Origin of the sequence: Geomonas terrae (genome assembly GCF_004791675.1) — a bacterium.
Taxonomy (GTDB): Bacteria; Desulfobacterota; Desulfuromonadia; order Geobacterales; family Geobacteraceae; genus Geomonas; species Geomonas edaphica.
Map to the genome: position 1 here is coordinate 675,434 of NZ_SRSC01000001.1, position 25,150 is coordinate 700,583.

The following is a 25,150-nucleotide window of genomic DNA, read 5'->3' on the forward strand; positions in this document are numbered from 1 at the left end:
TCCTCTTTTTCGGCGCTCTGCCGGATTTCACAGCGTTTTCCTGCAGCATCTGACTATCTGCTATTCACCATTCAGCGAATATTCGACCGCGGCCTCCGAATGTATTTGAGTCGTGTCGAAAACCGGTATGGAAACATCCTCCTGTTTGATAAGCAACGGAATCTCCGTGCAGCCTAAAACGACCCCTTCCGCACCTTCTTCTTTCCGGAGGCGATCGATGATTTTCTTGAATCCCTCCCTGGATTCCCGTTGCACCTTATTGGCGCACAGCTCGTCAAAGATCACGGTGTTTATGTAATCCCGCTCTTTCTTGCTGGGAATGACGACCTTGATCCCGTACTTCGTGAGACGATCCCGATAAAAGGGTTGTTCCATCGTGTACGTTGTGCCAAGTAGGGCGACGGTACGCACCCCTTTTTTGGCGACCGCTTTTCCCGTTGCGTCGGCAATATGGAGCACAGGCAGCCCGACTTGCTGTTCGACGGTGCCCGCAAGCGAGTTGAGCGTGTTGGACGCGATGACGATGAAATCCGCGCCGCCTCGTTTCAGCCTCTGAGCGGCATCGACGATGGTTTTCGTCATCAAGGTCCAGTCGCCTTTATCGGCCAGTTTTTCCTGCTTGGAAAATTCGCCGAACTCGATGGAGTACATCAGTAACTGCGCGGAACTCACCCCACCCAACCGGTCGCGGACCTGTTCGTTCATGATGCGATAGTATTCTATCGATGACGCCCAACTGACCCCTCCTATGATACCGATGGTTTTGATGGGACGTTTTTCCGAAGCGATTGCAGCGGGTGTATTTTGTTTTTCGCTACCGTTTTTCTGTACATCCTGCGCGTAAGCTGCGGAAAATCCGCTGACGATCATCATCAGAAGAACCAGGAAAGAGCAACAGCGCGTCAAGGTGATTTTCATAGCTGCCTCCTTTTCCGGCCAATGCCGGGCCAACCATCCTGTCCCTTTTCTCAATCATCTGCACGTAATCCCCGGCACCTCACCTCAGATAAAGCGGCATCAGCGTGAACTTGCCGTCCAGGCTGTCGGGCACATCACGCAAGGGTTGCCAGGTCCACGGCGACTCGCTCCAGATGAACGGCTTCCCCTGCACATGGGGAGTACCGTAGAGCATCCAGAAACCGGTGCTCGTGGCTGAAGCATCGAGGACGCCGGCCAACGCCATAAAAGAACGCACCATTTCCGTCGATCCCACCTTGGCGTCGAGCGCCCCGTCCGGAATCTGCTTGGGATAGTCGGTCACCCCATACCCCAGGTCCCAGCGCCCGAAGACTGAGAGGGGGTTGTTCGGATCGGTATAGGTGATGACGTTTCGTGCCGTCTGCAGATTAGTCACCCCGGGCAACCATCTGTTGAACTGCACCCGCCTTTCGGGGCGATTGTCGGTGGATTGGAGATCCTCCCGCACCTGCAGCGAGGCCGGGTAATTAATCCCCATCAGGTAGTCGGAGGTGACCATCTCCGCGTCGTAATCGGTCGAGCAAACGCCGCCGTCCGTCGAGCGGCTCGTGACCGCGTAGGGGCCGCCGGTCGAGCGGTAGTAAACGAAGCAGCGGTAGGACATCTCCACCAGCCCGGTCTCACCGGTGTTGGCGTCCGCCAGCATGTAACCGTTCAGATAGCTGCCGGTGTTGTCGAGGGAGATTGCGTCGAAGAACGTGGTGATGGAATCCGAAAACTGCTCTGCAAGGGCCGCCCGCCAGAAGATCCAGAGCCCCAGGGGCTTGATCTGGCTGTGGGACATCCGATGGGTTGTCTCGTTGAACATGAGCCCCTTGTTGTTATAGCCGAAATCGGTGGTCGAGCCGATCAGGCCGGGGGTCGCCGCGTTGAAGGTGATCATGTCGTTGTTGACGACGAGGGTCTGCGCCATCGACTGGGAAAGAAACCCCGACCAGGTGTTGTGGGTGAGGATGATCTCGCCCCCCGCGCGCTTCAGGAAGGCGGAACATCGGTCCGGGAAAGAGCCCGTTCTCGTCCCCCCCGGGGGGAGATCGAGGAAAGAGATCACGTCCATCAGGTCGCAGAAGGCGTTCACGAAGTAGACGTCCATGAAGGTGGGGCCGGCGGTCTCATAGCCTAGGAGAAGCTCCGACGCCTGAAAGTAGTTGCCGTCGGGGAGCCAGTTGCCGGAAAAGTCGAGGCCGGCCGGCTCCTCGACGGTGGCGCCGTGATAGATGCCGAGCATCCGGAAGAGAAGCCTCTTCAGCCGGTGGGCCGTATCCGCATCGGTCGCCGGGTCTTCGAGGTACTGCAAGAAGGCGGCGTAGTTGGCGTTCAGCAGATCACCAGCCTTGTCCAGCTCCGCCTGCGCGGGACCGTGCTGCTTCGGAAACGTGTGGTCCGGATTGATCAGGTAGGCGTTGTCCCAGCAGTTGTCCCGGGCCGAGACGATCATCGACCCCTGCAACTTCCCCTGGATGAATCCGGCCCGGTACTCCGCCTTCAGGTCGTTCGCGTCCCTCGACACCACCGTGAGGTTGACGATGTTGTTGATGGTCTGGATCGCGCCTGAGGCGCTCGCGTCCAGCGCGTAGCTCGTGAGTGCGGGCGCTCTCCCCGGCGCCATGTATGACTTGCCGGGGGTGAATTCCCCGGCGGCTGCCGTTGTGGAGATACCAAGGACAGCGGCCCATAGCAGAAGGATGTACCGTCCGACTTTCATGATGGTTCCTCCTTTCAGACCTCCTTATTTCTTCTGTCGCCGCTCTTGGAAGGTAATCCCGTGATCCTTCAGGCTTTTATCCACGTACAGGACGGCAGCATCGACCTCTGCCTTGTAATCGTCGCAGATCACCATCGCGCTGAACATGGCCGCTTTGAGGATGTCGACGGAAACGGAGAACCCGAGTTCGGAGAGCACCCCCGTAAGCTGCACGGCGAGCAGTTGCACCGCAACCGGTTCGGGCTGGGAGATGGCCTGTCCCAGGAAGATCATGTCCTTTCGGTGCCCTTTCTCGGCAGCGGTCAACGCAGCGGCTGCGGCCGAGGAGTCGCCGCCGAAGCAGTAGGCCGCGTAATCCTCCGCAAAGGCCTTCACGAAAAGGGGCTGGAACCCCTTCGTGTCGCTCCGGGCCGCTGCGGCCAACCGCCGGCCGAGCAGAGGGGCCACTTCGTTACCGAGCCTTATGTCTATCGCTTCTTCCACGATCGCGTGGGCGGTCAGGAGCGCCATGTCGGGGTCCATGCCGAGACTCGCGAATGCCTTGCCGAACGTCTGCTCCGGGTCGGCGGGGTTTATCGGAGCGTTCAGCAGTAGCCTCGCCTTCACGATGATGTACCCGTCGTTCTCCCCGCATGTCTGGCAGGAGGTATGGGCTACGTGATCGGCCCCCCATTGCTGGTTGTGGCTTACGAACCCGAAAGCAAGGGGCTCTTCGGTTTTTGTCTCCGCCGCGTCCCAGACCTTCAGGAAGGTGTCGGCGTAAGTACCCTGGGTCTGATCCCCTATCCAGCCGGGGCACAAGTCCGGGTCGAACACGAAGTTGTACATGTCCGGCGCGACGCTCCCCCACATCTCTTTCAGGTCGTCATGCCCCGCATGGTTACCTAGCCGGTCGACAATGTAGGCATGGGTCGCCTGGTTCCAAGAAAACGCCACTGTCGGCAGCACGAGGAACAGGCAGCACAACAATCCCAATGCCATGATAGGTTTCTTAGCACCCTTTCTTTTCATCTCGCTATTCCTCCGTGGTCATCTCCCCTCAACCGATCAAAAGTGCGACACCCGGCGGCGAAAACATCGGTTGACCGGCCGAGGGGATCTGCATGGACCAATGTCCTTGGCTATTTCTTGAAGTGGATCGCACGGTCCCACAATATTTCGAACCAGTACGGCCCTACACCAGTCTCAGGTTCGACATAGGCACGAAAACCCAGGAACAGATCATCATCCAGGCTACCCCTTGGGCAACAATCCCCGAACGGGCAGTTTCCTACCGGAATCTGCTTGACCTCCAAGCATTCCGTCGCAGGAAGTCCGCCACAATCGCGCGCCACTTTGAAGGCATAGAGATGTTTGGACATCGCCTGATATTTGCCGAGATCGTAACGATCTGCAGTTCCGTTGATTTCTCGGCTGTTTTTCCCCGCAACCCCCAATTCCATCGCCGCATGGTACAGGGTGAAGTTGGAATACGTCGCTTTCCCGGTAGCTTCATGATTCACCCCGAATACCACCAGGTAGTCTTCAGGGTTGCTGCCAAGCTTGAAATCGGCCGTTTTCAGGTACACGGTGTCCCTGCACTCGCCGATGAGGTTCGTCCCTCTTTGGAAACCGTCCAGCCATTCAAGCAGCCAAATACCGCTTTGGAGTTTGTCGGCCTGATAACCGGGGTTAGCCGTAACAATTGCCGATTCCAGACGGTCAAGGGCAGGCATAAGGTCGGCTTCCGTTTTCCCTGTCCCCCGCACCAGCATTTGCGGTGCGGGGTAAGGGTCCAGCTTTGCGGGCTTCTCCGGATAGGTCACGTACAACACGCTGGCCCACTGGCTTGAGGTATCCATGTAGTTGTTGAGGTCGTCCTGGTTGGCAGGCAGATACATCCTTTCGACGAAAATCAGGGTGTCGGCCTTTTCATCCTTACCCAATTTCACGACGGATGAGGGAACCACCATGGTGTTCATGATCGATTGCGGAAACCCTGCTCGCATCGCCGCGTGTAGAACGCTCGCGTTGGTGCCCTGGTCCGCTGTCATGACGATGATTACGTCTTTATCGAAAGGATGTTTCTTATCAACCGTGTTGATTCGGGAGTGGTTTATGGTGTCGCCGATACTTGAGAAAATTTGCTTTCTGCCTTTGCCCTCTCCGTTGTAACGACTGTACACAAAGCCCGTATAGCTGAAGTAAGCAACGGGCGGAGGCGTCTTTCCAATAAATATGACCGCATCATAAGGCTCAAGCTGCATTTCCCGCCCCACCCGCACCCCCTCATACGGCTCGCTTATCACCTGGTACGGGGCCGCAGCATTGTTGCCGAACGCCGTATCGGTGAGTCCGTTGCATACCCAACAAGCGAGGTTAACGGGTCCGAAGGCATCTTCCCAACGGGTCACTTTAAATCCTTGCTGCTCCAATTGCTTCTGGAATACATCGACTCTTTTGTCGATTCCAGGAAACTTCCCATCTCCCTGAGCAAAGGCGTGATTTGCAGCAACTAATCCTGCAAGCATTATTGCGAACAGCATTATTTTCGCCTTCATGTCGGTTCTCCTGTTTTTCTGAGCGCCCCTCACTGCGCCGGACGCATCCCCTTTGTGCCATCGAACTGGATGGAAAACGGGGTGAGAACCTTCAACGGGTCCGGTCCGCGCGTTGAACCGGGGGTCATGTAGTTCCGCTGCAAGATTTTGATGGTGCCACCGGCAGGAACAAGCTGCCTCGGGACTTCCTCACAGAACGGATAGAGCCCGCTGCAGTCCCGCGCGTAATAGTAGACGTAGAATTTTTTGTACAGCTGCGGATCTGACAGTGCGCCTTTAAACTTCTCCGCACTCGCTTCGAGAACAGGGTCGTCACTGTTCAGGACGCCGACGAGCTGCGGGAACCAGTTGACCGCAAGGCTCGTGTAGGTGGCGTTGCCGGTTTTCGTGCCCAGCGTCCCGACCACCGCGATCACCTGCCCGTCATCGAGCGGGTAGGTTCCGGCACTGATCTGGGGCTCGTCATCCATGTTGTCGCCCAGGCAGTTCATCGGGCCGCGCGGCAGCGCGATGTTTTCCGCCGGGTCCGTGGGGGGAGGACCGTCATATCCCAAACAGTGCTGGCCGACGAGGTCGACCCAGCCGGTAAGGCTCTTGAACTGGGCTGCCGGCGCGTTCGGCCGCTGCCCGGCGCCGTCCTGGCGCCAGTAGCTCTTGACCGCCGCCACGAGGCTATTGAGATCGCCCTGCAAGGCCGACTCGTCGAAGTTCCAGCTCTTCGCCTCGTATTGCTGAATCTTGTAAGGCTTCTGAGCCTGGCCGCCGTTCGGGGCCCGGACCCGGAGTATCGTCAGTGGCAGTTCCTCGCGCCACTTCTCGCCCAGAACGGTGTCGTTCGGCATCGAGTAGCGAATGTACGTGATGAAATCGTCCGCTTCAGGGCCATATCCCAGACGAAGCAATTGCGGTTTGGCCGCGTTGTCCGGGTTGATGAAACCTGCCGGCTCCGTGAAAACCAAGCTCTTGTCGACCCCCGCTTTCTGGAGCGCCTCGGTCATCGCCGTGGCCATCTGCTCGTCGGCCGTGATCACGAAATAACGGGGCTCTCCCCAGACCCCGGCACTCTGGTTGTCGATCATGACGTTGTTGATGGTGTCGCCGAAGCTCGCGATCATCATCATGCGGGTGGGATCGGGTGACGCACCGAAGATGATGTACAGCAGATCCAGTGTTGAGGGTGTATCCAGCTTCGCATAGACCGGGTCACTCTTGTTGAGCTCGGTCTGCCGGGTAAAGACGTTCGTCCCCATGCCGAAGTAGCGGGCCGGCGGGGGCATCTGGGCAAGAATCACCAACGCTTCCCTTTCACCCAGCCGGTAGTTTGCCGCCATCCCCCTTTGCCCTTGAACGAGCGCATGCTGCAGGCTGCGGTCGACGAATTCGTCCTTCCACGGGGGGACGATGGCCAACACGTACGGAGCGGTCGGATTATTGCCGTAGCAGAAGCCGACCGACTGCAGCGGCATCTTGCAGTCATCGGCTCCCCACAGCCTCCAGTACCCCCGCGCCACCTCGTACCCCTCCTGCAAGACCGCGCCCTGGAAACCCTGCACCGTCATCTCGAGGGACGCCGGCAACCGGTTCGCCTTGCTTAGCGGGTCCGTCGCAGCGCCTTGGCTGCCGGAGACGGTAATGAGCAGCGTGAAAATACATAGCCAAAACAATTTCGATGCACTCATCTGTATCCTCCTTTGCCGCAGAGGCGCCCGGAGCCATATTGGGACGCCCCTGCCCTTGAGAAGCGCGGCTGATCTCCAGCCCCAAGTGCTACCGTGTCACGGTCTGTATCGTGGACCGCCGATGTTGCGCTGCGGGTATTGAAGCGGCAAAATTCACGGCCGCGAAAACTTGATCATCCGGTGATAGACGACTTCGGTGAAGGCCGGGCCGATGCTCGTCCCCGGCTCGAGATAGGAACGGGTGCCGAAGGCTAACGGCGTGTTTGCCCGGTCGGCCGCGTGCTCGGGACCGTCGAGCTGCAATCTCGAGCAATCGCCGCTCGACATTTGCAGGCAGAAATCCTCGCCGCCGCACTGCCATGAGACCTTGTAGGCGAACATCGAAGAAGCTGCTGGATCGCCTGCGTCAAGATACGCATCGGCGCTGTGCACAAAGTCGGCATCGAAGACGCTGCCTATCGCCAGCTGCGACGGCTTCGCATAGGCATTCAGGTTCATGTACGAGGCTTTGCCGGTGGCGGTGTGGTTGACACCGTACACGACCATGAATTCGTCGTCGGTCAACCTGATATCGTAGCGGTCGGGAAATGATTCGGCGCCGGCACCGACGTAGATCGTGTCGCGGCAATCGAGAAAGGCGCGCTTCATCTGCTGGATGAAATCGTAACCGTCGTAGCTGCCCGGCGCCGACGTGTATTCGGCGGCCACGACGTAACCCATTTCGGTGTATTTGCCGATCACGCTTTCGCGGATCTCGTCAAGTTTCCCCATCAGGCTCATTTCCGTTTTTCCTGTTCCGCGGACGCGCAGCTCCGGGGCAGGGAATGGATCGAGGCCTGCCGCTGAGAATGTCTTCGGGGTCACTCGGAAGACGGATATCGGCGAATTTGCAGTGTTCAAACTGGCGAGATAAGCAAGCCCCGCGGCTTCGCCGGCCGCGCCGTTCAGCCACATCGCGTTTCGCCCGAGAAGCATGAGTACGTCGTGCCCTGGTCCGATTCCCAGATTCGCCAACGAGACGGGGATGACGATGGTATTGAGGATTGACGCGGGATAGCCCGCCTTCAGAAGCGCCGAGCGAACGCGCGCATCGGTGCCCTTATCGGGAGTGAAAATCAGCACCATCGGCGCGTTGTACGGCCCGGGGCCCAGCGTCTTGATGGTAGCGACGTTCACGGTATCCCCCAGGCTGGACCCCACGTCCAGACAGTGCGGATCTCCCCCGCATCCCTGGATCGGCGCGGTAAGGAGCTCGGCAGGCACGGGCTGGGCGTAAAACTTATTGGTAAGGAAAGGCTGGTAGGAGAAGTAGGTCTCGGGAGGAGGCGTTACGCCGATCAGGACCATCGCCTCATCGGGACGTAGTTGGAAAGCATACGGAATCACCGTGGTATCGCCAGGAAGATGCGGAACCGCTGCTGTCAGATACGGCGCGCCCTTGTTGTTGTATTTGGCGCTGGAGGTCACTCCGTTACAGTACTGCTGCCACATGTCGAGGGACATGCTCTGGCCTGTCCGGACGTCGAATCCGTCCTGATCGAGCGCGTTTCGAAAGCTCGCCAGCGCACGGGAGTCGTGTCCGGTTGGTTGGGCGGATGCACACGGCAGCAGCGACAACACCGCATACGAGATTGCGAGGAGCAGTAATTTTGCCTTCATAACCGTTTCTCCTTTCCTGTTTTCGGTCATTTCGCCTGGTTCTCCCGGGGGCTAGGGTGATCCGCCTCGTAGTGCGCCTTTCCTGTATGGCATCCTGACGCGCTGCCATGCCGGCAGCCCCTGCGTTGTCGTTACGCTCCGTGCCGGCACAAAAAAAGGCCGAGCGCGCTAGGGGAAATTTCCCTTGGCAGCTCGGCCATCTTCGAACGAAGATCCGCCGCTTTCCGTCCCCTCCTCGCGAAGGGGTTGGCCTTTCAGGATGAAGTTAGTTTTTTGGTATTTTCCCCACGGCCGCCCCGTGTAAGGGCGGCCAGGGTTTGCTTAACTCTGGGCCTCGCTCACTCATTGACCTGATTAGTGTGCTTCACTTTCGGTCCGTTTTTTTCGTGGCTGAGTTCTTTGGAAGACTAATGATAAAGGGTATCCCGGGCTCTTAATTTTTCAAGATGATACACAGTTTTCCCAGCGCGACTCGAGGTGGGGCAGAAAGTCTCCGCAGGAGCGGTTCTCACCACATTCCGACACGTTTTCGAAACAAATCGGAGCCAAAACTCGAGGTAGTTGAAGATAAACTTTTCGGGAAAGAATTTTCGCATCGCTCAGAAGAGTTTTCGAAAAAAACGGAGCGACAACGTGGGCCGGCGGAAGATAAACTCTCCAAAAAAAAATCTCGCAGCACCCCGAAGAGTTTTCGAAAAAAAACGAAGCGACAACGCGAGCCGGCGGAAGATAAACTCTTCGAAAAAAAATCTCGCAGCACCCCTAAGAGTTTTCGAAAAAAAACGGAGCGACAACGCGAACTGGTGAGAGATAAACTCTGCCTTCGCCTTACAAAAGTGGACAAGAAAGGCCCTTGGAAAAATCCAAGGGCCTTTCTTCTTGCGGTGGAGAGCTGTCCCAAATGCTGCCCCTCACTCAAACCGGCCGCATTCCCTTGTGCATCTGGGTAAGCAGACGATCGAGCGACGAGGCGAAACGCTGACGGTCGGTGAGGCTGAACTGGGCCGGTCCTCCCTGTACGAGCCCCCCGTCCCTCAACTCCATCATGAAGTCCCTCATGGCGAGACGCTCGCCTACGTTCTCCTCGGTGAGCAGCTCGCCGCGCGGATCAATGGCGACGGCACCCTTGGCGACAACCCTCGCAGCCAACGGTATGTCCGCGGTGATGACCACGTCGTCCGGACCCACGTGTTCGGCGATATAGTCGTCGGCGACGTCGAACCCTTTGCCGACCACGACGGATCTCACCAGCTTGGTTTCATGCTTGGAGAGGCTTTGATTGGCAACCAGGTAGACCGGCATCTGTAAGCGCTCCGAAGCCCTGAAGACAATTTCCTTTATCACACGAGGACACGCATCCGCGTCGATCCATATCGTTACCTTGCTTTCCGCCAAGAGTCTTCTCCTTTAACGCCAACACTCGAATGATGCGGATTATACGCAACAGGTGTTAATCCTCCAAGACATTCCGGGCCGAAGAACCGGCTTCCAACAGAGCGTGACGAAAAAAGGCCTCACCACAGGCAAGGCCTTTTCTCTTTTAGCTTCTGGTTCGAAGTAACAACTACAGCACGCGCGGCCGGTTCCTATTCATGAACATGCGCACGGCGAGATAGACCACCGGCAGGATCCCTATGATGAAAAGGGTGTCACCCGGCAGGCGCAGCCACTCGAACAGGCGCACCATGGGATCGGTGAAAAATTCCGGCTGCCGCCCCTCCCAATAGGAGGTGGCAAGGATCTTTCTCAACTGGAGCAGCCCCACCGGGAAGAGGTTCAAAAAGAGCATACAGGCGAGCCCCAGGTTGGTGCACCAGAAGGCGATGGCCATGGCGCGGTTGCTGGCGCGGTCAAGAGGAACGAAGTAGCGCGCCACGAACATGAAAAAGCCCAGGGATAGCATGCCGTACACCCCCATCATGGCGCCGTGCCCGTGATTGGCGGTCCACTGGGTGCCGATCTCGTAGTAGCTCACGATGGGAAGGTTGATCAGGAAGCCGAACACCCCCGCTCCCAGGAAGTTCCAGAACCCGACCGCGATCAGGAACATCACGGCCCATTTGTGCGGGAACATGTCGGCCGCGGTACTGAGCATGGAAGTACCGGCAGGAGCACCAAGGCCCATGAACTTCCACGCTTCGTAGGTCAAAAGCAGCAGGGGTATGACCTCCATGGCGGAGAAAAACGCGCCGAACGCCATGTGCACTTCGGGCTGCCCGCTGAAGTAAAGATGGTGCATGGTGCCGAGCACCCCGCCTATGGAGTAGAGGATGATGTCCAGATAGATGATGGTGGTGGCGACCCGCACGCGCACCACACCCATGAGCATGAAGACGTAGGCCACCATTATGGTGGTAAAGAGTTCCAGGAAGTCCTCCACCCACAGGTGCACGACCCAGAAGCGCCAGAACTCCACCTGGTTGAAGTGGGTTGTCTTGCCGTACAACATGCCGGCGGCATAGAAAAGGGGGATGGAGACCGCGCTGTAGACGAAAAGCCACGGCATGTTGCCCGGGTGCTCCCCACGCAGCCTTTCCCTCATGCCGCGCACCAGGATCACGAGCCAGATCAGCATTCCGACCGTTAGCAGTATCTGCCACAGCCGCCCGAGATCGAGGTACTCCCACCCCTGGGATCCCACGTAGAACCAGGGGCCGCCGGTGGACAGGAGCCCTTTGAGGCTCATCGCTTCACCGGTGAGGCTCCCAACGACCACTACCACCAGCGCGCCGAGAAGGACAAGCGCCAGCTTCTCCTGATGCGGCGGTTCCTTTCCGGCGATCATGGGTGTCAGGAAGATCCCCATGGCTAGAAAGCTCGAGGCCACAAAGAAGAGTGCGAGCTGCACGTGCCACATGCGCGAGAGGTTGTAAGGCAGGATGTCACCCAGCGAGAACCCGTAGAACCCGGCAGGCTCAACGTGGTAGTGGGCGTTAACGCCGCCCAGAAGCCCCTGCAGGAGAAAGAGCCCGGAGACCACCAGGAAGTACCAGGCCACCGTGCGCTGCGACGGGGTGAGCTGCATCTTATCCGGGGCCTCCATCTTCGACGAATATTCGTCCGCCGCATGCCAGCCAAGGAATTCGTAGCGACCGAACAAAAAGAGGGTGGCGCCGGTGCCGCAGAGCAGTGCGATCAGGCTCAGCACGCTCCAAAGCAATGCTCCCGAGGTGGGCCGGTTACCCGCAAGATTGTCCGGCGGCCAGTTGTTGGTGTAGGAGTGTTCGGTACCCGGGCGCTGTGCGGTGGTGGTCCAGGCGGCCCAGGAGAAATAGGCGGTGAGCTTCCTGATCTCCTCCGGGTCGTTCAGGTACGGCCGCTTCAAACCCTGCTGCGTCTGCAGCGGTCCGAACCAGCCGCGGTAGTAGTCGATGAGTTCCGCGTGCGCGCGCGCCCTGTCCGGAGAAAAGGTGAGCTGGCCGCTCTCCGGGCGGTAGCTGTTTTCCCTGAACTCGGTGCGCACCTTGGCTGCCGCGTCGGCGGGGGAAAGTCCTCGCCCCGCATAATACCCCGTCTGCTTTTCGCCACTTAGGTGCAGGTATTGGGCGGTAAAGTCCGGGCCGAGGTAGGCGCCGTGGCCGAAGATGGTCCCGTACTGCATGAGTCCCAGCTTCTGGAAGATCTGCTGCCCGGCAATGACGTCATCTCCGGTGTAGAGCACCGTACCGTCCGTCACCCTCACCTCCTGCGGGACCGGCGGCCCCTCATAGGCGTTGCGGTAGGTCAGGTAGCCCATTACCGAAAATCCGAACAGGAAGGTGATCACTGCAGTCACCAACCACCGGGGTGAGAGAACCAAGTTCTTATCGCGCACGTTCATGGAAACCTCCATTACTAGGTTTTGACGACAACCGGTTCAACACTTCATAACTCTGCATGAGGCTTTACTATTGGGAGATTCGGAGGAGGGATTTTCGAATTGCCACAAGTGAAGAATGTAACAGCCTCTCTTCGTGTGTCAAACATGGCGGGAAGAAGTGCCCATTACCCGGAACTCGTCATCCACGATCACGGCATTGGGTGAGCGTGGCGCGTGGCGCCGGGCATGGGCATTCATCTGCATGATCAGTAAGCATTTACGCTCGGGATAAGCTCCTGCTGTCCCATATGCTCAATCCCGCTCCAGTAGATGGGCCAATTTTTATCAGTGATCGGGTTGACGAGCGTATCACTCACTGAAGCCGGCGCATTATGGCCCGAGTAGTAGTGCCCCCGGTAAAGCGCCTGGTCGGCGCTGTTCGTTACCAAGGCCGGAGTGAGCCTTGCCAGGGAAGCGTCGAGATCTCCGGTCAGAGAGTACGCACCGGAGAAGGTGTAGTAGCGCGAGAAGGTCGAAGAAGCGGCGGCAAGGTCGCAGTTGAAGGAGCTGTAATCGACCGGCTTTAGGCTGCGACCGGAAATAGTGAAGACCTTGAATGCCGGGTTGTTCCCGAAGTACGGCGCTATGGCGGGAGTTATCTCCACCGTGTCCGAAGAGGGGAGCACGCGATATTCATCCATGTGGGTATGCCCCGCAAGGGTAAGCGAGATCACTCCCGGGTAGTTGGCAAGTATCTGCAGAAACCTTGTCTGATACTGGGGCACCCACATCATGGTGGCGGTGGAAATATGGCCGTCGGCGTCCAGATTGGCAGGCTGCGCCGTCGTGCCGAGATCAGCGCCAGGAGGAGCGTGCATCAGCAGCCACACTTTTTTGCCCGCGACCGTGGCGGCGGCAAGCCTTGAGTCGAGCCAATCCAACTGCTCCGCCACCGCGTCGTCATTCGCGCCGGGAATCGGCGCTACCAGCGGAGAAAAAATGATGGTGTTCATCCCGATCACCATAAGATCGGTTCCGGGCGGTTCCACGGAGTAATATCCGCCGGATGTGAAGGTCCTCTGGAATGCCTGACGGTCGCCGATGCCGGTAAGAAACGTCGTGTAGAAGAGGTCCTGCGTATTGGAAAGAAAGGTGACCGCCTTATCGGTAAAGGCCTGCATCGCCGCAGTGTCCGACGCATCGCGGGGATTCGTGGTCCCGTTCAGATGGTAATAAAACAGCTGCGGCAGACCGTGCCCAAGAATGTCCCCTGTGAAAATCACGAAGGGGCTCGCCTCGAGAGCTGCCTTCAGGCTTGCCAGGGCGACCTCGAGCAAGGGATAGTTGGAATCCTTGCCCCAGGCCGATGGGGATGTGATGACCGATGTCTTGAAGACCGCATCCCATCCGCCCGCATCCGCTGCGACGAGCGCCTGGAAAAGCGTTCCGTCGTACAGAGGGTTGAAGTGCACGTCGGAGAAGACGACTACCGGGAAATCGCTGTTGCGGGTCGAGCTGCCGCAGGCGGTGGTTAATGCCCCGAGGTACAGGCACGCAACGGTCCCCGTCGTGTATTTCACGAAGTCCCGTCTGCTGATGCCGTACCTCGCTGAACTATTGCCCCCATTTTCTGCCATGCCATCCTCCAGGATGATTAAATTGTAAAGCTGTACCTCCAGCCGGCGTCGCCGTGCCGGTCGTGCATTCGCTCCCGGCGCTAGTTGAGCGCCACGGTGTAGCGGGACAGCAGCTCCTTGCGGTTGTGCCGCAGGTTCTTCCCTGTGGGCTTCGCAGGATAGGGGCGTTCACCCATCAACCCCTTCCAGAGGACGCGGTTGTACCGGGCGAAGTTGAACTTGTCTTCCGAGGAGAAATCCATCCCCTTCGTCACCTTCGCCCAGTACTTGGCGTCGTGCGTCGGTTTCGGCACCTTTGCCGTCTTGCTTAGCGGCGAAAGACCGACGAAAGGCGGCAAGGTGGTGCCGTAGAGGATCGGTGCGGGCTTGGCGGTAAAGCTCCAGGGAGCCGGGGCCGTGGTAAAGATGTCGGTCATCGGCCGGGCAAGCGCGTCGTTCAGGTTCATCGGCTGGAGCCCCAGAACCTCCTCTATGGTGCGCAGGAAATTTACCGTGTTGTAGTGGGAAGAGACGAGCGCCCCCCGCTTCACGTAGGCACCCGCCACAAACGCGATGCTGCGGTGGGAATCGACGTGGTCCCCGCCGTCCTGTGAGTCGTCCTCGATGACGAAGATGAGCGTGTTGTCCTTGTACTTGGGGCTTTTCGAGATCTTCTCCAGAAGGAGCCCGACGGCATAGTCGTTGTCGGCCTGCTGTATCTCGGGGGTGTTCACCCCGTCGATCGCCGTGTTGAAGTTGCCGGTGTGGTCGTGCATGAAACGGACGAGGCTCAGCGACGGGAGATTGCCGTCCGTCTCATAGGCGTCGAATTCCCGCTCCCATTCCTTGAACCGGTAATAGTCCGGGAACGAATTGTCGAAGCCGCGGAAGTAGATATCGGTGCACGGGGCAAGCGCGGCACTGGAGGGGTACGCCACCTGAACATTGACGGAGGCGGGGTCCTTCAAGAGGGCGATGCCCCCTGCGGCCAGTGGGACGTTGTAGCGTGTCGTATCCAGGAAGAAACCGTAGTTTCTGACCGAGAGCCCTTTGCGCAGTGCCGCGTCCCAGAGGTACCCCTTGTTCACTTCGTTGCCGGGGCCGTCCGGCGCGGCCACGTCGGTCTGTCCGGGGAGCAGGTCGTCGTCATCCGGAGTGAGCGGGTTGGCAGCCCTGCGTTCGGCAAGCGTCGCATAAGCCACATTCACGCTGCGGTTGGTCCCCTCCGTATCGAGGCTGAGCCCCCTCCCCGCGTATGCGACGGCATACTGGCGTTCGACCACGTCCGGCGCGCGCCCCGACGTGGTCCACGCCCAGCCGTCGTTGCTCACCTCGGCCGTATCGTAAAAGTTGTCGAGCGTCACGAAGGTCCGAGCCACGGCGTGCTGGTTCGGCGTGTATCGCTCGCCGAACTCCGCCAGTGCGGGATCGCCGTTGCCCACCTCCAGGTCGCCGAGGATCTGGTCGTAGGTCCTGTTCTCCTTGATGATGAAGATGACGTGCTTCACGTTGGCCTGGAGAACGCTCATCACCTCCCGGTCCTTCGCGCCATCCGCATAGGAGAAGCGGTTGTTGGAGATCACCTGGGCCGTCAAAGGTGGCAATTGGGCAGCAGCGGGAAGCGGAAAGCTTTGGAGCCCGGCCTTGGTCAACTGGGGGTTGTAATGGTTCGTAAGAAAACCGTTCGGGCGGGAAGGAGGTCCGTAGCTGTAGCGGAAATCTGGATTCGCCCCCGTCGCGGATTTCCCGTTGATCACGTAGAGCCAATTGCCGTCAGCACTGATGCTGACCGAGTTGGGATACCACCCGGTGGGAATGAGCCCGACTACCGCACCGCTTGCACGGGTGTCGTTCAGGTCGACTACCGCTACGCTGTTCAGGTTCCCGTTCGTCACGAAGAGCCTTTTCTCGTCAGGCGACAAGGTGACGCTGTTGGGGTTTGCACCCCTGAGCTCCGCCAGCGAAGCGGGCAGTACCGACGCCGGTGCGATGACCGGGATGGTGCCGACGATCGCGTTGTCGGCGGTGCGGATCACGTCTACCGTGTCCGTCTGGTCTTCGACCACGTAAAGCAGCGACTGGTCCTTGTTGAGCGTCATCTTGTTGGGCTGGCCGACGACCTTGATCCGCCCAGTCACGGCCGGCGCACCGTTCAGCCTGACGACGACTATTTCCCGGTCACGGATGCTCGACACGTACGCCGTCGCGGTCCCGTCCGACTCGTTCCCCTTCACTGCCACCCAGAAGGGATATTCACCGCCCGCAACGCCTTTGGTCCCGCCGCTTTTGCCCGGACGCAGATCCAGTTCCGCTGCCGGCATCCAGTTGTTCAGCCCTCCCCTGAAGACGGTTATGGAGTCGTTGTAGTAGTTCGTGACCACGAGCGTCTTGCCGTCGCCGGAAATGGCCACACCGGCGGCGCACGGCTTCACTCCGATCTGAAGGTTTATCGAGCCGTTCCCGAAGTTGGCGTTCCAGGGAAGACCGTTCCCGGTACTGTTGTGTCCCAGGGCAAGCGGCGCATCGACCTCTCCCCAGGCCCCGTCGGCGATACGGGTAAAGACGTGCACGTTGTCGCTCACCCCGCCGCTCACATAGAAGGCCTTGCCCGACGGATCGAAGACGATCCCGTTGTAGCTGTTGGGAATCTGCACCACCTGCTTTTTGACCGGGGTGCCGCTTGAGATGTCGTAGATGAAAACGTACTCGTTGGAGTCCGGCGTGTACCAAGGGTAGGGAGAACTGGGGGTGGATGTATATACTCGATTGTAGCCGCTGGTCAGCACCAGAAGGGTTTTGCCGTCGGGACTTTTGACCGCCGTCACCGCTTGGCCTGCGAGCCAGTCCGGCTTGTCCGACAACCCGGGGTTCAGCGGCTCGAACCGGGAGCCCGATGGGGCAAGCGGCGTGATGTACTGGTTCATATTGGGAAGGAACTGCGCATCACCGACACTGCTGCTGCCGTTGCATCCCGAGAGCAAAGAGAGTGCTGCAGTCAGAACAATGGCGAACCATAAGCCAGACCTCATAAAAACCTCCTATTGTCAAATAGCTCCTCGATCCAGTCCGGGCGGCAACAGTCGAGACAACAGTTCTCCAAGTCGGTCAGCCTGTGAATTTCTTTAAAATTATTTTCTATTGGACGGGTTCCAAAACCGGAAATACGTCGTCATTCGAGGTCGCAATCTGCCCCTGCAAACAGATTTAAAACTGCACCTGTACGCGGAGCGAGTCCCGGCTTAATCTAATGCACAACCGGCCGGCCGTTTATCAAGAATAGTGGCATGGCTCCCGCTTGAGTCCCAGGCGCGGAAGCCATAAAGTGATGCGTTCAACGGGAAGAGTCAGGAGAATGTTTTGTTCCAAATGAAGAAAAGGAGAATCCAGTGCTTGAACGATTGAAATTAACCTTGGCGGCTTTGTCCTCGTTTACCGTGCTCATTTCCGTCAGCCCCGTCGCTTTTGCGGAAGACCTTACCTTTCCGCTCGGGACGGCAACCCCCTCTGAGACGTGCGGGGCATGCCATGGCGCCATCTACCGGGAGTACACGCTCGGCACCGGTAGCGATAACCACAGTGCCCATGCACAGACAAAACACGGCAACATCGCCATGCCCGCAAAAGTCAGCTCCTCGGCGACGGCTCATGCGACCGCACTTTCCGAGTCGCGCGGCCAAGACAAAAAGGACTTTCACTGCGACAGCTGCCACTTCCCCGACGCCTTCAACATCACCGACAAAGGTGCGGACGGCAAAACAAAACCCAAAACCGCCGCGGCGGTAAATGGCGGACTCACCTGTGCAAGCTGCCACCTTACTCCCGACGGCAACATCCGCGCGTCACACAGCACGAGCGGCGCGCCGCATAAAACGGTAGTCGAACCAGCACTGCAGAGTTCCGTCATGTGCGGCCACTGCCACGGCTACCAGTCCCCCGACAAACGGGTCCCGGGGAAGATGTTCCAGACCTTCCTCGAATGGCAGGAGGATTACTACAAGCCGGGCCTTGGCAAAGATCAGTGCCAGGACTGCCACATGCCCCGGACGCTTCGCAAGACTGCTGAGGACTTCGACGTCCCCCCCCGCAGCGTCGGGCGGCACACCTGGACGGGCGCCCATTCAAGGCAGCGTCATCTGAGTTCCCTGAGTGTCACCATCGTTCAGCCGTATGAGAACAAGCAGTCGCTCGACTTCGCGGTCGTGAACATCGGAGCGGGACACTCCGTGCCGACCGGAGAGCCGTCGCGTGCCGTCTACCTTCAGGTTGAGGTGTCCGATAAAAAGGGAGTAAGCACGAGCCGGAAGGAATGGATGTTCGCCCCGACGACGGACGGGCAGACCACCGACGTCATGGGACCGCACGAGGCTTCCATTCGCGCCGGTGAGGAACGGACGCTTCACTGGGACCCGGCTCTGGCGCCGGGCGAGTACACCGTGAAGGCGAGACTGCTCTATTGTACCGACCGTTTCCAGACCAAGCCGGCAAAGGAAGAAGTGACCAGCGCCACCCTCGTCATAACGGCAAAATAGAGGAGAGCTACACTCGAGCAGTCGTTTCGGCCCCTGGCGAAAGCCAGGGGCCTCTTTGTTTTCAGCTCCTTCCGCCCGTTGCCCGTAAAACCGCCCCCTAGGTTACCACCCGGCCTTTTTTCGCAGCCTTAACGCCCCCTGCAGATACAACAACAGTAAAGACACTATCAGCAAGGCACCCCCCAGAAACCCAAGCGAAGAGAAGCGCTCCCCGAAGAAGAACCAGGCCAGCAAAGTCGCGGCCAGCGGCTCCAGGAGCGTGCTGATACTCGCCGCCGTCGCCGAGGTGGAGCGCATCCCTTTCAGGAAAAGCACATAGGCGAGTGCCGTAGGTACCGCACCGAGGTAGACGAGTCAGCCAAGCCTCACTCATCCTTAATACCGCGTATGTCGACGATCACATCCAGGGCTACTGTCATAAATGCGAGCCGTGCTCTTGCGCCTCCGTGCAAAGAGACCAAAATTAGTCATATTTAATTTTAGTGACAGGAGGGATCGCTCTTATGATATGGGAAAAGCACGTACGGCGTGCGGAGGCAGTGCTAGGCTCCTCGCGGCTCCCCGGGGCCGAAGAGATCATCTCTCTCATCAAACGGGTCAACCCGACCTCGCTCCAGCTTTCGGAGGCCGACCGCGAAACGGGCTACCGATTGAAGGACTCCCTGCAGAACCTGCTACTGGAAAACTACGGCGAGAACTTCCGGCTCGTTCCACACCCATACAGCGACGACATCCTGCTCATCAGGCACAGATTCAATCCGACCATCGACGCCTGCCATACCCACATCAGAGTGCTCTCGATCAAGGCCCTCGATACCATCGATGATGCGTCACGCATCCAGGTGCCGGCAACGACGAAGCCATCCCCCAAGAAAAAGCAGAAGCAGGCGAAAAGTGGCACTCACGCAAGGGAGGCCCTGGCCATAGCCCAGCGCCAGCTGGTTGAGTACGACTACAGCGGCGCGGAGGAAACCCTCGCCGCCATCCGGGTCAGGGACCGCAACGAGTTGGCGCCCCTGATCAAGGCGGTGCGCATCCTAGTGGAGGAGATGGGGACGTACGAAAGCGCCGCAGCAACCATCCTCGCCCAACCGGAAGATGTCCAGGCGGACCGGCAGGTGCGTGAACTACTGGCGCTTACCTGTTACGGCAGAGACATGATTCCCGAGGCGAGGGCCCTTTTCGAAAACCTCCGCCCCGACACCCTCGGCAAGAGCGCACTTTTCGCCTGCGCCGACGTCTCCTTCCGTGACGGGAACCTCTCCGCCGCCCTGTCCTTTTTGAAGCTTGCCGAGGCAAAAGAAGGGATCCTGCCTGCAGAAACCGAGCTGAGAAACAAGATCGAGCAGCGCATGCGGGCGGAGGCGGAGCCGCTTCTGCTGCAGGCCCGGCCTGCTCTGGCCGCAGGGGACCTCGATCAGGCTGAAGCGCTGATCCGGCAGGCCCTTGCGCGCTACCCGCACTACCCGGAGGGGCGCTGCCTGCTGCGGGAAATCGAGGCGAGAAGAACAGAAGGGGAGATCAAGGCGCTCTGGCTTGAGTACGAGAGCTCGGCATCACCGCAGGAGAGGCTGAAACCGCTCGCGAAGCTGCAGGGGCTGGACAGCATCAGCGCGGACCGGGTCAGAGCACTCATCGAAAAGGAAAAGGGGGTACTGAAGCTTCAATCGGTCGAACAGCGCCTGTGCGAGCTCCGCACCCTCGCCGCCGCTGAAGAGTGGTCCGGGTGTTTCGACATCCTGATGTGGCTGTCACACGAGGGCGAGGCCGGGAGACTCGAGGAAGCTTGCGCCGTCGCACCGCTCTTTTCGGTGCTGCAGGGAAACCGCAAGCTGATGAAGCTTCCCGATGAGGAGGCCAAGGAGATATGGCTCTCATTCGTCGCGGTGAAGGCACAGCTTTCGACGGGCATGCGCAGGGGATGTCTGGAGCGTCTGGAGAAGATCAAGCCGTACTTTTGCGGCTATGCCGATTTCGACGAGGAATACGCCGGCCTGCTGGAGACGGAAAGGGAGCTGGCGAGAAGTGCCGCCAGCGACCTGATGAGGCGGATGTTCCAAGCCGGATCTTTGGCTGAAGCGAGGACGTACGCCGCCCGGTTGCGCAGGGTGACCACGAAGCTCCCTGCCGAGGAGGCCGCACGTTCCCGCGAATACAGAGACATGACGCTGAACTACCACAGCTACAGAAATCATACCGAGGAAGACAAACTGGAAGACTATAGGACCGCCCTTTTGCTCGGCAATGCCGCAAGGGCCGCCGCGCTGAAGGATTCCATAGAGGACCGGGAAAAGCTCGCCTCCATCGACAGGGAGATCGCCGATTATTTCGCCATCGAAATCGAACCTGTTACCGTTATCGTCTCGCCGGACGCGGACCTTGATCTCGCGACAAAGCCCCGGGTCCCGTTGATCCTGGTCGGAGAATCGCTCCTGCACAAGCTGTTCAGGGAGGACGATGAGACCATCCTCGTGATAAACGTCGTCAAAGGCACCGCGGCGCGGTACCGGTCCCCGAATTTCAAGGATCTTGGTTTTCTGGACTCCATCCCCGACAGGGACCTCTTTCTCTTCGCCAACGCAGAGACCTCCAACCACGTCTGGCGGGCCAAGCTGTCGGAAACGGAAGCGAGGTTCCTGGCCGAGATAGTCATCAACGAAAATTTCACCTACGAAGGAAACCCCTCGTTCCGGGGCATGCTCATGTCGAGCAGCAAGGACAACGATTACTACGCGGTCATCACGGAGGGGGAAAACATCCGGGTGGTACGGCAGAGCCTCGACGTGGTCAGCACCACGGTGAGAACCTTTCATGCAAAAGGCGAGGTGACCTGCGTAAGCAGGGGATCGTGCCGCCCCGACACCATGTTCCTGGGTACCGATACGGGCACCTTTCTCCTCAACAGCAACCTTGACCTTCCCCCCGGCCAGAGCCGGGCGGCTCGCACCATCCCGATGCAGACTTTTGCCGTGGACTGCGAAAAGCTCCAGGTCTACATCAGGGAAGGAGCCGTCAAGCTGCTGAACTCCAAGCTGAGGATCATAAAGCAGTATCCCAATTCCGTCGCGGGAGGCCTCATCTCCCGGGCAGGCGTCCAGGCTTTATGCACCGAGACCGACGTCGCCCTCATAAGCCTCACGGAGGGAATGGGGACCTTTTACAACCTCAACACGAACAAGTTCAGCCAGACAATAGCGCTCGAGCGGATGATGTGGACCGATACGCCGACCAGGTGGCACGCCTATGATTACGACAAGGATGCCTCCACCCTGCTCCTCTGGGACATCACCCACCGGTTGGACACGCTTTTGGAGTGGAGGATCATCTGCACGGTGGATGAGGACGACGACACCCAGGTCGCGAAGGTCAGACAGTTCGAGGATCCCGACTTTTTCAGCCTCCCCCCCCGAACACCGGTGCAAGGGGACGCGGACAGCGAGCCCGCACCGGAGGAAAGTCACGGCGAGCCCGCAAAGGCCTCAACTTAAGCGGCAAGCACCTCGGCGACCTTGAGGGCGAACTCGTTCAGCGCGAAGGGCTTCGCGATGTAGTGGGTCCCTTCGTCCAGCACCCCCTGGTGCACTATGGCGTTGCTGGTGTAACCGGACATGTAAAGGACCTTCAGGCCGGCGTCGTGCTGGAGGAGCTTTCGGTGCAGTTGCGGGCCGGACATGTGCGGGAGCACTACGTCGGTAACGAGCAGATCGATGCGGCGTCCATCGGAAAGCTTCAGCGCCTCTTTCGGATCTTCGGCTATCAGCATCTCGAACCCCGCCTGCGCCAGAAGCTCGGCCACAAGCAGGCGCACCATCTCGTTGTCCTCGACGAGAAGGATGGTCCGCCTTGCTCCCTCCAGGCTGACCTTGCCGCCGGCATCGGCGCGCTCGGCAACCGCCGTCCCCTCCGCGAGCGGGAAGTAACACTTGAAAACGGTCCCCTTGCCCGGTTCGCTGTACACCCAGATGTTGCCGCCATGCTGCCGCACGATGCCGTAGACGGTGGCAAGACCAAGCCCGGTACCCTTGCCGATCCCCTTGGTGGTGAAGAACGGCTCGAAGACGCGCTGCCGCGTCTCCTGGTCCATGCCGCAACCGTCGTCGGCGACGGCGAGCATCAGGTACCGCCCGGGGATGACGTCCTTGTGCAGTCTGGCGTACTCGTCGTCCAGAAGCACCGGTGCCGTCTCGATGGTTACCACGCCGTGCTCGCTGATCGCGTCCTGCGCGTTCACCACGAGGTTCATCACCACCTGCTCGATCTGGTTTTTGTCCGCCCTTACCGGATAGCTTCCTTCCGCAAGCGACATCTTGAGATCGATGCTCTCGCGGATGGTGCGCCGCAAGATGCTCTGGAAGTTGCCAACTGCCTGGTTCAGGTCGATCACCTTCATCTCCAGGACCTGTTTCCTGCTGAAGCTCAAAAGTTGCTGCACCAGTTCCTTCGCCCCTCCGGCTGCTTTCAGCATGTTACCGCAGCGCTCCTGAACCAGCTTGTTTTCCGGCATGTCGAGCCGCAACAGCTCGCAGTACCCCATGATTGGGGTCAAGAGGTTGTTGAAGTCGTGGGCGATTCCTCCTGCGAGCCTGCCGATCGACTCCATCTTCTGCGCCTGGATCAGCTGGTCCTCGAGGAGCTTGCGCTGCGTCACGTCGATGAAGGTGACCACCGCGCCGCAAATCCTCCCGTCGTCTACGACCGGGTGCGCCCACAATTCGGTCTCCAGCGCCGTCCCGTCCGCGCGCCAGAGTACCTCGGCAGGGAGATGGGCGCCAGCCCCGGTTCGAAACGTGTTGCACACCGGACAGTCCTCGCTGGCGACCTCGTCACCGTCCACACCCGGCGGATGGATGAGGTCGTGGATCCGCTTACCAAGCAGATCCTCCTCCTGATGGTAACCGAGCAGTTGCAGACACGACCTGTTACAGAAGGTGCAGACACCGTCGGGGTCGACACCGAAGATCCCTTCCTCCGTGCAGTCGAGCAGATTGTGTATCCGTTCGTCCTTGGCCCTAAGCTCTTCCTGTATCCTCGTCCGCTCCGCCAGCTCCTGCCGCAAGGTCTCGGTCTGTTCTGTAAGGCGCTGGAAGGCGTCGTTGACAACGTTTCCCATGATGTCGAATTCGGTTACGCCGGTCGGCTCCACGCGCCTGGATGAACTTACCGCCGCAACCATGCTCTCCACCGGGCGCTGCAGATTCCTCCTGAGCACCAGGAATATGCCGAAGACCATGACCAGGCACCCGGTGGCTACGAGCGGCGTGAGCATGGCGACCTTGCCGTCCTGCAGCCAAGTGTTACGGGCCGTGCTTACCGTCACGACGTTCCATCCCCACATGGGGAAGCGCTGACCGAAGGTCGCCACGTCCTCGCCACCGATCTTTATGGCACGGTACCCTTCCGCAGCCTGGGTTGCCACCGCCCGGGTAACCGGGAGGGGGAGCGTGGTGCACAGCACGACTCCGCTCGAGTCGATGACGACACCGCCGTGGCTGGTTCCGGACCAAAGCAGCCTAAGGGTCTCCACTACACTCTTCTGTTTCGCCTCGGTGACTTCTTCGTTCCCGGCGAGCAGGGCGGCAGTGAGGTCGCTGGCGGCAGTGGTGAGGACCTTGCGCACTTCGCCGTTGGCAGAGGCCAGCGTAAAGCGGACGTAGTCGTCGTGGACCCGGACGGTGATTGACTTGATGAGGAAAAGCAGAGCGAAGAAGACGACGGCGATGACGACGAGGCTGGGAGCTATGAGCTTGAAGCCGAGGCTTTTTCTATCGAATGCCATTACCTGCGTCCTTGAACATGTCACGGATACGGAAGACGCCGACGAGGAAGTCCCGGTCAGGGGTGACGAAACCGTGCTTCACCTCGTCGTCCCAGTGGCTGACAAGCTCCCTGTCCCGTGCATTGGTAAGGGGTTTGAGTTTCAGCAAGGATGAAACGAGCCGTTCCCTGGCCTTAGCGGGAAACGCGGGGAGGGCGCAGACGGCAAAATTGGGCAGGGGTTCTGAACGGGAGAGGACATGCAGCTTTTCACGGGAGACCTTCTGGTAGAGGCTCTCCTTTATCCCAGCCGCGGCGATGTCGCCAGTCAGCAGCGCGGATACGAGTTTGTCCTGGCTGCCAAGAAACACGGGTGAGATGTCCGGCATGTAGACCCCGGCATCCTTGAGCATCCTCACCGGCACCACGTGTGCCGCGGTGGAGCCCTTGAAAAAGCCTACCCGCTTCCCTTTCAGGTCGCGCAGGTTCCGGATCGCCTGATCGCTCGACACGAAGACGGAGTGGTAAACCGGCTTGCCGTTTTGAGCGAGGGCTACCAGAACGGGTCTTGCGCCGCAGGCCTCATAGGCGCGGGCGAGCGGAACCGGACCGGTGAAGGCCGCAGAGATTTTTCCGTTGCAGATGTCGTTGAGAAATTCGGCGTGATTCGGGTAGAGCTGGAGCTGCCATTTATCGCCGGTGGTCTTGCTGAGATAATTAACCACCGGTGTAAAAAGCGTCCAGATCTTCTCGGGACTGTAATAGGGAACAACGGCGAAGGTATACGTATGCTGTGAAGCAGCACAGGCAACGTGCGCCGTCAATAACAGGTTAAGGAAGAGACAGCAGCATGCGGCAAGTCTTTTCATCGAAACACCTCGTGTCCCGAAT

The 25,150-nt window shown here is 59.2% G+C and carries 14 protein-coding genes, 1 pseudogene and 1 riboswitch; of the genes and pseudogenes, 2 read left to right on the top strand and 13 right to left on the bottom strand.

Annotation, left to right across the window (positions count from 1 at the left end; genetic code table 11):
* Positions 1-60: 60 nt before the first annotated feature.
* The 10 genes from E4633_RS02845 to E4633_RS02890 form a co-directional block, all read right to left on the bottom strand.
* Complete coding sequence (locus tag E4633_RS02845; protein ID WP_135868749.1) at positions 61-918, bottom strand: aspartate/glutamate racemase family protein; 858 nt, start codon at positions 916-918, stop codon at positions 61-63.
* A gap of 79 nt (positions 919-997) precedes the next feature.
* Positions 998-2,683, bottom strand: coding sequence for a phospholipase B family protein (locus E4633_RS02850; protein WP_135868750.1), 1,686 nt, complete (start codon positions 2,681-2,683; stop codon positions 998-1,000).
* A gap of 24 nt (positions 2,684-2,707) precedes the next feature.
* Positions 2,708-3,694 (bottom strand): hypothetical protein, encoded by a 987-nt coding sequence (locus E4633_RS02855; RefSeq protein WP_135868751.1) that lies wholly within the window; start codon positions 3,692-3,694, stop codon positions 2,708-2,710.
* Between the two features lie 110 nt (positions 3,695-3,804).
* Positions 3,805-5,223, bottom strand: a complete 1,419-nt coding sequence (locus tag E4633_RS02860; RefSeq protein ID WP_135868752.1) for a hypothetical protein — start codon at positions 5,221-5,223, stop codon at positions 3,805-3,807.
* 29 nt (positions 5,224-5,252) lie between these two features.
* Complete coding sequence (locus tag E4633_RS02865; protein ID WP_135868753.1) at positions 5,253-6,902, bottom strand: hypothetical protein; 1,650 nt, start codon at positions 6,900-6,902, stop codon at positions 5,253-5,255.
* A gap of 153 nt (positions 6,903-7,055) precedes the next feature.
* Complete coding sequence (locus E4633_RS02870; RefSeq protein WP_135868754.1) at positions 7,056-8,561, bottom strand: hypothetical protein; 1,506 nt, start codon at positions 8,559-8,561, stop codon at positions 7,056-7,058.
* A gap of 183 nt (positions 8,562-8,744) precedes the next feature.
* Positions 8,745-8,822, bottom strand: a riboswitch (cyclic di-GMP riboswitch).
* A gap of 654 nt (positions 8,823-9,476) precedes the next feature.
* Positions 9,477-9,956 (bottom strand): YaiI/YqxD family protein, encoded by a 480-nt coding sequence (locus E4633_RS02875; RefSeq protein WP_135868755.1) that lies wholly within the window; start codon positions 9,954-9,956, stop codon positions 9,477-9,479.
* A 169-nt stretch (positions 9,957-10,125) separates the two neighbouring features.
* A complete protein-coding gene (locus E4633_RS02880) occupies positions 10,126-12,381 on the bottom strand; it encodes a nitric-oxide reductase large subunit (RefSeq protein WP_135868756.1) in 2,256 nt (751 codons plus the stop codon).
* A gap of 245 nt (positions 12,382-12,626) precedes the next feature.
* A complete protein-coding gene (locus E4633_RS02885; RefSeq protein ID WP_135868757.1) occupies positions 12,627-13,997 on the bottom strand; it encodes a metallophosphoesterase family protein in 1,371 nt (456 codons plus the stop codon).
* Between the two features lie 80 nt (positions 13,998-14,077).
* On the bottom strand, positions 14,078-17,005 hold the full coding sequence (locus E4633_RS02890) for a beta-propeller fold lactonase family protein (protein WP_198419377.1): 2,928 nt from the start codon (positions 17,003-17,005) through the stop codon (positions 14,078-14,080).
* Between the two features lie 357 nt (positions 17,006-17,362).
* On the opposite strand from E4633_RS02890, the gene E4633_RS02895 reads away from it, so the two are divergent.
* Positions 17,363-18,505, top strand: coding sequence for a hypothetical protein (locus E4633_RS02895; protein WP_135868758.1), 1,143 nt, complete (start codon positions 17,363-17,365; stop codon positions 18,503-18,505).
* A 102-nt stretch (positions 18,506-18,607) separates the two neighbouring features.
* On the opposite strand, the pseudogene E4633_RS02900 reads toward E4633_RS02895, so the two are convergent.
* Positions 18,608-18,847 (bottom strand): annotated as a pseudogene (locus E4633_RS02900) (EamA family transporter); the annotation flags it as partial.
* 161 nt (positions 18,848-19,008) lie between these two features.
* On the opposite strand from E4633_RS02900, the gene E4633_RS02905 reads away from it, so the two are divergent.
* A complete protein-coding gene (locus tag E4633_RS02905; RefSeq protein ID WP_135868759.1) occupies positions 19,009-21,993 on the top strand; it encodes a tetratricopeptide repeat protein in 2,985 nt (994 codons plus the stop codon).
* Here E4633_RS02905 and E4633_RS02910 read toward each other — a convergent pair.
* Positions 21,990-24,281 carry an ATP-binding protein gene (locus tag E4633_RS02910; RefSeq protein WP_135868760.1) on the bottom strand — a complete coding sequence of 764 codons (2,292 nt, stop codon included), beginning with the start codon at positions 24,279-24,281 and terminating at the stop codon, positions 21,990-21,992. The genes E4633_RS02905 and E4633_RS02910 overlap by 4 nt on opposite strands.
* Positions 24,268-25,128: a PhnD/SsuA/transferrin family substrate-binding protein gene (locus tag E4633_RS02915; RefSeq protein WP_135868761.1), complete on the bottom strand. Its 861-nt coding sequence runs from the start codon at positions 25,126-25,128 to the stop codon at positions 24,268-24,270. Before E4633_RS02915 ends, E4633_RS02910 begins: the two co-directional genes overlap by 14 nt.
* Between the last annotated feature and the right edge of the window lie 22 nt (positions 25,129-25,150).